This window comes from bacterium (assembly GCA_021372535.1).
GTDB lineage: Bacteria > Latescibacterota > Latescibacteria > Latescibacterales > Latescibacteraceae > JAFGMP01.
Window position 1 is genome coordinate 49,493 of record JAJFUH010000042.1, and the last position, 11,335, is coordinate 60,827.

Consider the following 11,335-nt stretch of genomic DNA (forward strand, 5'->3'; position numbering starts at 1 on the left):
TCACGTGTGGATTGTATGTGCACAGGTAACAACAGCATCATGAATAGAACAGTTTTTCGTTCTCTGCCAATGAAAAGAATTGAAAATCAAAGAATAACTGGGTATAATTATATGTTGCATAATACCACGTGAGCTGAAATATATCACTCTTGTATACTAACATAAAATTTATCCACAGTCAAGGGAAACATAACCATAATATTGTCAATATGTTAATTTTATATAATCCATTCATGCTTATGAAATTTTCCCATAATCTTCCGCGGATATTTTACGGCACATCACAGCGATTGATTCGTTGTATTACCGTTAAAACCAACTTATCTGCAACCGGAATCCATGTACGGGCTGTCGGTATATATTCAGACAGGTAACCGGAAAACCATATTTTTAAGGAGAACTGATTCGTTGAATAATTACTATGATCTTAAACAATCAAAAGGCTTGTATAATCCGTATTTTGAACATGACAGCTGCGGTGTCGGTTTTGTCGCGCGGATGAATGGTACTCCTGATCATTCGATAATACGCGATTCCATACGGATTCTCCTTAATCTTGAACATCGCGGAGCTGTCGGCAGCGATCTGGCCACGGGTGACGGCGCGGGGCTCCTTACCGAAATTCCCGACCTGTTTCTCAGGCACAGATGCTCAGATCAGGGGTTCGAACTCCCCGAAAAGGGCGATTACGGCGTTGGGATGATTTTTCTCCCCGCACATGATAAACGTGCCGAATCCTGTATATCAACCATCGAGCGAATCGCCGGAGAAGAACGATGCGATGTTATCGGATGGCGTAATGTCCCTGTCAGCCCCTGTTCCATCGGCGACATCGCACGCTCGTCACAGCCGGTGATCCGTCAGATATTCCTCTCGCGCGGCCCATGGGAACTTGATGCGTTCGAACGGAAACTCTATGTCATCCGCCGGAGGATCGAAAACAGCATAAATGCTTATTCCGGGACGGAAATGAGCCAGTTTTATATCGTGAGCCTTTCGAGCCGAACGCTCAATTACAAAGGGTTCATGAACGGCAAGGACCTGCCCTGTTTCTATCCCGATCTCGAGGACGAAGACTTTACAAGCGCTTTTTCTATCATCCACCAGCGTTACAGCACCAACACGTTCCCTTCATGGAGTCTTGCCCACCCATTCCGTATCCTTGCACACAACGGCGAAATCAACACGCTCAGCGGCAACAAGAACCATATGGCGTCGAGGGAAGCCGATCTTGCGTCGCGGGTGTTCGGAGAGGATATCGAGAAGATTAAACCAGTCATACTTCCGGGCGGCAGCGATTCATCATCGTTCGACAATGTGCTCGAAATGCTCGTCATGGCAGGACGTTCTCTTCCCCATGCCGTCATGATGATGATACCGGAGGCATGGGGCTCGAAGTACCTCATGGGTGAGGATAAGCGGGCTTTTTACGAGTATCATGCCGCATTCATGGAGCCGTGGGACGGTCCCGCTGCGCTGGTGTTTACCGACGGGCGTTATCTTGGCGCGACACTCGACCGTAACGGTCTCCGTCCGGCGCGGTATACTATAACAAAAGACGGCACGGTGGTGCTCGCATCCGAAGCCGGCGTGCTCGAATTCCCCGACGACCGTATCAGGTCTCACGGCCGTCTGCAGCCCGGAAAGATGTTCCTGCTCGATATGGAACGTAGCCGCATCATACCGGACAACGTAATCAAGGCGCGAATATGCCGTCAGCGTCCCTACCGTCACTGGGTCAAGAACAACCGTATCGAATTGAAGGGATTGTCCGTATCCACGGTTATTCCTCCCGAAGACCCCGCTATTCTGCGACGGAAACAGATCGCTTTCGGATATACAGAGGAAGAGTTGAAAATGATCCTCGCCCCCATGGGGAACCACGGCCAGGAGCCGGTGGGATCGATGGGTGACGATACCCCTCTCGCGGTGCTTTCAAACCGTCCACAGCTCCTTTTCTCTTATTTCCGGCAGCTTTTTGCACAGGTCACCAATCCGCCGATCGATCCGCTGCGCGAGGAGCTCGTCATGTCGCTCATGAGATTTTCCGGACGCGAGAAAAATCTCCTCGATGAAACACCCGAACACTGCCGTCAGCTCAAGATTCATCACCCCATCCTCACGCCTGAGGATATGAAACGCCTGCGGACGGTTCAACATCCGGACATCACGGTCGGAGAAATCGACATACTCTTCCCCTCCGGCGGAGACGGGGACATGCTCCGGTCATCGCTGGAATCATGCTTTCAGCAGGCTGAACGGCACATCGAAAACGGCGTCTCCTTTCTGATCCTGACCGACAGGAACATGGATGAGGAGCATGCGCCCATACCGGTGCTGCTTGCTGCTTCCGGACTTCATCATCACCTGATACGGAAGGGCAAGCGCTCGTTCGTATCGATTATCGCGGAAACCGGCGAGGCTCGCGAAATCATGCATTTCGCCCTTCTCATCGGGTTCGGAGCCAGCGCTGTCTGCCCGCATCTCGCGTTCTCTACAATCCGCCAGATTTCCGAGAGCGGTATCTATGAAAAGCCGGTCAACGCGGAAATGGCGGCCGATGCATACATCACCGCGCTCAAAAAGGGACTCATGAAAACCATGAGCCGTATCGGCATATCGACAATCAGGAGCTATTTCGGTGCGCAGATATTCGAGGCTGTCGGCCTGAGCCGTGAGCTCGTCGACACGTATTTCTGCGGTACTGTTTCCCGTATCGGCGGCATCGGCCTCAACGAGATCGCACACGAGACGCTCGCACGATACAGGAATGCATATGAACATGAAGTGACCGGCGAAACACTGCTTAATTCGGGCGGAGCTTACCAGACAAGGGTCGGCGGTGAAAAACATCTTTGGGCGCCGGAAGCGATAGCCGTTTTTCAGCAGGCTGTCAAACTGAACGACTACACCCTGTTTAAAAAATATTCGGCGATTATCAACAACCAGACAGATGAACCCGTCACACTCCGCAGTTTACTGCAGTTCAAAAAAGGAAATCCGGTTCCAATCGCCGAGGTTGAACCTGTTGAAAGCATTATCAGGCGTTTTGCTTCATCGGCGATGTCGATGGGTTCGATAAGCAGGGAAGCCCATGAAACCATCGCAATAGCGATGAACAGGCTCGGAGCGCGAAGCAACTCGGGTGAAGGCGGTGAAGACCCCCGCCGGTTCAAGCCCTCGGACGATGGGAACAACAGGTGTTCGGCAATCAAGCAGGTTGCATCTGCACGGTTCGGCGTGACCATGAACTATCTGGCGAGCGCGCAGGAGCTTCAGATCAAGATCGCCCAGGGAGCGAAACCCGGCGAGGGCGGTCAGCTTCCCGGACACAAGGTAAGCAGGGAAATCGCGGAAATCCGCCATTCCACACCGGGAGTGACCCTCATTTCACCACCGCCGCACCACGATATATACTCCATCGAGGATATCGCGCAACTGATTTTCGACCTGAAGACAGCCAATCCGCAGGCGCGGGTATCGGTCAAGCTTGTTTCCGAAGCCGGGGTAGGCACGGTTGCTGCGGGTGTGGTGAAAGCCAAAGCTGATACCGTCGTGATTTCGGGGTGTGACGGCGGAACGGGCGCTTCACCTCTTACATCTATCAAACACGCCGGTCTTCCATGGGAACTCGGGCTCGCGGAAACACAGCAGACGCTCGTTTTGAATAATCTCCGCCACACTGTTCGCATTCATGTCGACGGCCAGATGCGGACAGGCCGCGACCTCGCAATTGCCGCGCTCCTTGGAGCTGATGAGTTCGGATTCGGAACGCTGACGCTCGTTTCGATCGGGTGCGTACTCCTTCGTAAATGTCATCTCAATGCCTGTTCCGTGGGCGTGGCAACTCAGGACCCGAAACTCAGGGCGCATTTCGCAGGTAAACCGGAATATGTCGAAAACATGATGCGCTTTCTCGCGCAGGAGCTCCGTGAGCACATGGCTCAGCTCGGATTCAAAACGCTGGACGAGATGATCGGCCGCACGGAGATGCTCGGTGTGCGGCCGGACATAAGCCATTACAAGGCTAAAACAATTGATTTCAGCGGAATTCTGGCTCCTGTCGGAAACGATGACAGAACTAAGATATATAACAGCTTAAAACACACGAATCCGGCGGAAGTATCCTCCCTGGACGAAGCGATACTCTCGGCAGCTCAACCGGCGCTTGAAAACGGCAATAAGGTTTCTTTTTCATCGACGATACGGAATGTGAACCGCACCGCCGGAACACGGCTCAGCTCCGAAATCATCAGGCGTTATGGAGACAGGGGGCTTCCGGATGATACGATAAGCATACGGCTTACCGGAACCGCAGGCCAGAGCTTCGGAGCGTTTCTTGCTCCGGGCGTTACAATGCACCTTGAAGGCAATGCCAACGATTATACGGGTAAAGGACTGTCCGGAGGTAAGATCATTGTCGTACCGCCCGAAAAAACCACATTCCTTCCCTGGGAAAACGTCATTGTCGGCAACACTGTCCTGTACGGCGCCACAAGCGGTGAGGCTTACTTTTACGGGACAGCCGGGGAACGATTCGCCGTCCGCAACAGCGGCGCGATTGCCATGGCCGAAGGAGTCGGGGATCACGGCTGCGAATACATGACCGGCGGCATCGTCGTCATCCTCGGGGAAACAGGAAACAACTTCGCTGCGGGCATGAGCGGAGGCATAGCATTCGTCTACAACGAATCGGAGATGTTCGACACACGGTGCAATATGGACATGGTCGATATAGAAAGCGTCGAGACCGTGGCGGATGAAACGCTCCTGCGGAATCTGCTGGAAAAATATCATGCCTATACACAGAGTATCCGTGCGAAAACGATCCTCGATAACTGGGAATCGTCACTCCCGCTCTTTGCCAAGGTAATGCCCGTCGACTACCGGCTCTCGCTCCAGCGCATCCAGTACGAGGAAGACCCGGACAATGAAACCCTGTCCGCAACCGAAGAGGTCTTCATGCCGAGCTATATGGAACACAAACGGAAAGACCCTCCGAAACGTCCTGTCGAACAGCGTATCCTCGATTACCATGAAGTCGAGGAGCGGCTTCCGGCCAGGGATGTTGAAATTCAGGCATCACGGTGCAGGGACTGCGGTATCCCCTATTGCCACAGTTTCGGGTGCCCGGTAAACAACAGAATCCCGGACTGGAATCTCCTCGTGACCGGGGGTTCATGGCGCAGCGCTCTGGAGATACTCCATACATGCAACAATTTTCCGGAAATCACCGGAAGAGTCTGCCCCGCCCCGTGCGAGGAGGCATGCACGCTTTCGATCAACATGCCCCCCGTATCGATACGTCATGTCGAGCTGCAGATAGTCGAGCGCGGGTGGGAAAACGGATGGATAACACCGAAACCAGCCCTTTCCGTAACCGGGAAAAAAGTGGCGGTGATCGGCTCGGGACCCGCCGGACTCGCAGCTGCCCAGCAGCTTGCACGCAGGGGTCACTCGGTGACCGTTTTTGAAAAAAGCTGCCGTATTGGCGGCATGCTTCGATTCGGAATCCCCGATTTCAAGCTCGAAAAACGGGTGCTCGACCGCCGTCTCGACCAGATGAGCGCGGAGGGCGTTTCCTTCGAGGTCAATGTCAATGCCGGAGTCGATCTCTCCGCCGGATACCTCCTCAGATCGTTCGATGCGGTCGTCATCACAACCGGATCGAGAGAACCGCGGGACCTCAAACTGCCGGGCCGTGAGCTGAACGGCATTTCTTTCGCCCTCGATTTCCTTACCGGACAGAACAAGGAAAATGCCGGTATTCAAATACCCGAAGCCGGGAAAATTTCGGCGAACGGTAAAAACGTGCTCGTTATCGGCGGCGGAGACACGGGATCGGACTGTGTGGGCACAAGCCGCCGTCAGGGGGCACATGCCATCCGCCAGATCGAAATCCTCCCGAAACCGGCGGAATCGCGTACTCCCGACAACCCCTGGCCTCACTGGCCGAACACTATGCGGACATCGTCATCCCATGAAGAGGGGTGCGAACGGTTCTGGGGGATTCTGACGAAGGAATTCACCGGCGGGAATGGCGGGGTATCCTCGGTTCGCATGGCAAAAGTCGAGTGGACGAAAAATAATGGCGTTCAGGAATATCGTGAGATTCCCGGTTCCGATTTCGAGATCGAGGCCGATCTCGTCCTGCTCGCGACAGGATTTCTTCATGCGGAGCACGGCCCGCTCATCGGGGAGTTGGGGCTGAAAACCGACAAGCGGGGCAATATCGAGGTCGATACGAACATGATGACATCGACGCCGGGGGTATTCGCAGCCGGTGACTGCGTATCGGGCGCATCGCTCGTGGTACGCGCCATCAGCCAGGGCAGAAAGGCAGCCGGGGCCGTCGATACATTTCTGACCGATATCTGATATACGGTTTCATGAAAAAATGATATAGAGCGTAACCATAGTTACAAAAAGCAGCGCGGAAAGAAGCTTGTAATTCCCGAGCCCGGGCCATGCTTTTCCCCGCAGAGCTTCGAGGGGATTTTTCCATACAAGGGATCTGCTTTCCTCGGTATGCCGGTGCGGTTTCCATAACGAGATGAGCACCATGATGCATAGACATATCACAAACAGGTAGAATGTCGACATCATGGGCGGAATATTCCATCCGGTTTTATCCTTGAACCAGTCCATCAGAAAAACGAAAAATCCCATCACCGAACCACTCCACAACGTTGCCTGAGCACCGCTCGATGATGCACGCTGCCAGAAAACGCCGGTAATGAACACTACGGTGATCGGCGGGGCAATGTAACAGATAATCGCGGTAATTCCCTGGAAAATACTCTGAAAGTGGCTCACGAACGGAGACCAGATGATAGCTCCGATCATGGCGACAAAGGTGGCAATACGACCGATAATGACGAGTCGTCGCTCCGGTGTTTCGGGATGCCATCGCCCGTAGATATCGTAACTGAACAGTGTCGCAATCGAGTTCAGCGCACCCGAGACCGTGCTCATGAGCGCCGCGAGAAGCGCCGCCGCGACAATACCCTTGAGTCCTATCGGCAGAAGATGACTGATCATGAAGGCGTAGGTATCCGCCGAATCGGTAAGCTCGTTAGGAAGCACACCTTTATTAATAAGCCCGAGACAGAGTAGTCCGGGGAGCACGAAAATGAATACGGGGAGAATTTTGATGAATCCCGCAAAGAGCGGCCCGACCCGGGCATGATTCTCATCCCGGGCTCCGAGAACGCGCTGGACGATGGTCTGATCTGCGCACCAGTACCAGAGACCGATAATCGGATAACCGAGGAACACCGAATACCACGGTAATCCGGAGTGATCATCTGCCGAACGGAGAATCGTAAGCATTACCGGGTTGACATGGACGGAAAGTTCGGACCAGCCACCGAGCTTGAAATATGCGATGGATGTGATACATACGGCGCCGATTATCAATACTATTGTCTGGATCGATTCGGTCAGAACGACCGCAAGAAGACCCCCGATAATGGTATAGAGGCCGGTAAGAATTGAAATGGAGATGATGCTCACCAGGATATCGATTCCGAAAAGCCCCCTCAGAACAACTGCGCCGGTATAGAGTGAAAATCCTATATGAATAAAGACCGCGGAGATGATGGACAGTATCGCAAGCCAGTCGCGGCAGGGGCGGCTGTAACGTTTTTCGAGAAAATCGGGTAACGTCGCCACATTGGAACGGATATAAAACGGGGCGAAAAAGAGCGCGAGCGCGATCAGGGTGAACGCCGCCATCCATTCGAAATTACCGTACGCGAGGCCGTTCACATACCCTTCCTGCGCGAGGCTTACGAGATGTATGGTCGATATATTGGTCGAGAACAGCGCAAGGCCGATTATCGGCCACGAGAGGGATTTGTTTGCCAGAAAATATCCCTTCCCCTCCGTCACAGTCCGCTTTCGCAAACCGGCCCAGCAGCCCAGGCCGACAATACCGACAAGGTATGCAACTATAATCACAAGGTCGATGGGATGAATAGCGAGTGATACTCCGTTCATACGATACTTCCCTTCACGTGTATGGATGGATTTATTTCTTATAGAGCGATAATTTCCGAGTTCTGCGGTTCTACCTTCTTTTATATCCATTTACATGATTGAAGTCAAGCACGATTATTGAGTAAAATAAATTTTATCCGGTCATGTTTTGATATACCAGACAGTGCTCTTAAACAAAAAACGGGTTTACAGACAGGACTGCCGTTTATATCTTTTTCATTGTACTGTCACGCTATATTGTGTAATGTTACTTATGTGGTGCAATCAGTGACAGGATATAGTCATGTTATTCATCGGATTCTTTTTTATTCAGCCGTCAATAGACAAGATACATATGATATTTGTTGTCATTCCAGACAGGAGAACAACGGCATGCAGCCCGGAAAAATTCATCTCACGGGTACGTATCGTAAAAAGCTGAAAAACGCTTTTATCACGGCGCGCACTAATACTCCGCTTCTTCATTTTTTCATCGCCCTCAATCTGATTACATGCACAGTATGGTTACTGTCTGCGGGACATTGCCGCGCCGGAGAGACAGCGGTATGGGGTTTCGAGTCCGGGCTTTCCGGATGGAAGCCGTCTGATAAAACGATGACCGTATCACGATCCGAAGGCAACGAAGCCCCTGATAGCGGCGGGCCTTTTCTGCGAATCAGAGGCACTGTCCATGGTGGATCGACGCTCGCCATATCCGAACGGAAACCGATGAACGGATTTCAGCATTACCGCATATCCGCATGGGTTCGTATCGATACGGTAACCGTAATCAGGCCGAACCCGTTTTCGAATTTACCGGTTCCCTGCATTCACTGTGAATTCATGACATCGGACACGAAAAGCTCGCTCGGAGTGATTTCAGTATCCGATTACTCGATGCTGTTCACCGGACAGTGGACCCGTCTTACCGGGGAGCTCCGCGCACCATGGGGAACGGAATTCTGCAGACTGTCGGTCGTAATGGGAACCACCTCATGGATGAAACCGGATGACATGGTTAAGATGGATGTATCGGTGGACACCATCACTGTCGAACCGATTCCCCATTATACGGTCGATGAGAAATACCGTCTCGATCCTCTTCCCCAATCCCTCGAAAAGGTACGGGGCATTCATCCGCGGATTTTTCTCAACAGCAAAAAAATTACCGAATTGCGTGCAAAAACCGGCGGCGAGTATGCCCATTTCCGGAGCGAACTCCTCAGTCAGGCCAACGAGCTCGTTAAAAGCGGGCCTCCGAAATATACGAGCTACGATGACGGCAGGTATGACGAACAGTGGTGGGAGGTCAATGTCGGAAACTCGCTGTCAACGCTTGCCATGGCTTGTGTTCTGACCGGAGACAGGCGATACCTCGACAGCGTCCGCGACTGGGCGCGGACTTCCTGTGCATATACGACATGGGGGTTTGGATGGATAGACGGCATGGACTGCGCCACCGGGCACCAGCTTTTCGGGCTCGGCCTTGTCTATGACTGGTGTTACGACAGCCTCGACAAGGAAACGCTCGGCATCATTCGTGCGACGCTCATACGTCGTGCGGCTGCGATGTTCAACGCTGCAACTAAAGGGAGAATCGTCCCCGACCGCGAAGAATATAGGATACATCCCTGGCCCGAATGGGACGAGGCGTATCTCCAGAATCACCTGTGGGTCAATACATCGGGCCTGGCCGTTGCAGGGCTTGCGCTGTTCGACGAGGTCGGAGAGGCATCGCAGTGGATCGGCTTCACCCTCGACAGATACGGACGAACGATGAAAATGCTCGGGCCGGACGGCGCCAGTCATGAAGGAATCAATTACTGGAGCTACGGCATCGAACACCTCCTCAAGTTCATGTACTGCGCCCGTGAACTGCTCGGTGCCGACATGTACGATAACGAGTGGTTCCGTAATACCGCCCGATACCGTCTCTACACCTCCCTCCCGAGACATGCATGGGCTCGCGGCAATACTGCGGTCGATTACGGCGACAGTTACCGCAAGGACTCCTACGGCGCCGATTACCAGCTGCGGGCGCTGGCTGGAGAGTATCGCGACGGTTATGCGCAGTGGCTGGCTGATGAACTCGACAGCGCCGATGTGCTCTTTCCGTACACCCAGTGGCTCAACCTGATCTGGTATGACCCTTCGGTTCCCGCACAATCTCCGTCAGACCTGCCCACGTTATTTCACTTTACCGACATGGACTTCGTATCCGCGCGGTCGGACTGGTCGGGCGACGAATCGTTCGTATTCTTCAAGTGCGGTCCGTACATCGGTCATAAAGCCATTCAGGAGATGGTGTATTGTCCTTCCTCGGCTCATCATACCCACCCCGACCAGAACCACTTCATCCTCTTCGGCGATGGAGAATGGCTCATCCGTGACGATGGCAACTACGGCAAGTACACCGGTCAGCACAATACCCTGCTCATCGATGGGAAAGAACAGCTCGGCGGCGGTGATTCCATTCTCGATGCCGTGACGCTCCACGCAAAAAAGGCCCGACCACATATACTCCGAGCCGAATCGACACCCGGACTCGATCACATCACGGGCGATGCCACGGAGGCATATCCACGGAATTCGGGCCTGCAACGGTTTGTGCGGCATTTTCTGTTCATAAAGCCGGATGTTCTCATAGTTGCGGACGATATTGTACTCGACAATGCCCATGATCTGGAGCTCCGTTTCCATCCCGAACAACAGAAGGCTGAGCAGAACGATAATGTCTTTATCATGCGGGGACAACAGGCTGTTCTGCGTCTCGACCTGCTGACACCCGACGGTATCGAGATGAGCGCCGAAATGCTCGAAGCAATCCGCCGGAACTATGAGAAAGACCCCTATTATACCATTATGATGAAAACGCATCGCAATGTATGGCGAAATGCCGTTGCCATGTCATGGTCGAAATCAGCCACCCGGCCGGTTACGGTGAATCTCAGCCAAGACGGGAATAACTGGAAATTTGATGTCGAAGGAAAAACCGTTGTGCTGAACTGGTCGACAGGAACGGCTGAATTGAAATGAGTTGAGAGGGGCAGAGAGACATAGGGACAGAGGGGCAAGTTATTGAGATGAATAAAGTATTATGTATGTTGTTGTAAATAAACTTCATAACCATGGATGGTCACAACGAAGGATGAAAATGTATTTTCAGATAAATATTGAGTTTTTCTCCGCATCTCCGTGTCTCCGTGGTTAAATTAATGAACTACCCCGCAGCAGAGCTGCGAGGTATCAAACTCTCACCCAAGGCCATCAAGAAATGAGAGTTGTGCATCATAGATTTGTTTGTACTGTTTACCTTGTTTTTCAACATAGTTGCGTATCACTTCTTCATTGCCAT

General features: G+C 52.7%; 3 protein-coding genes. 2 read left to right on the plus strand and 1 reads right to left on the minus strand.

Annotated elements, in window-relative coordinates; genetic code table 11:
- The first annotated feature begins 408 nt into the window (after nucleotides 1–408).
- Nucleotides 409–6,378, plus strand: a complete 5,970-nt coding sequence (gene gltB / locus LLG96_04515) for a glutamate synthase large subunit (protein ID MCE5249466.1) — start codon at nucleotides 409–411, stop codon at nucleotides 6,376–6,378.
- Nucleotides 6,379–6,387: 9 nt separating this feature from the next.
- On the opposite strand, the gene LLG96_04520 is transcribed toward gltB, so the two are convergent.
- The gene (locus LLG96_04520; GenBank protein MCE5249467.1) at nucleotides 6,388–8,001 is read right to left on the minus strand and encodes a sodium:solute symporter; all 1,614 of its coding nucleotides are present in this window, start codon (nucleotides 7,999–8,001) and stop codon (nucleotides 6,388–6,390) included.
- 372 nt (nucleotides 8,002–8,373) lie between these two features.
- Between LLG96_04520 and LLG96_04525 the strand changes: the two genes are divergently transcribed.
- Nucleotides 8,374–11,016, plus strand: coding sequence for a DUF4962 domain-containing protein (locus LLG96_04525; protein ID MCE5249468.1), 2,643 nt, complete (start codon nucleotides 8,374–8,376; stop codon nucleotides 11,014–11,016).
- Nucleotides 11,017–11,335: the final 319 nt, after the last annotated feature.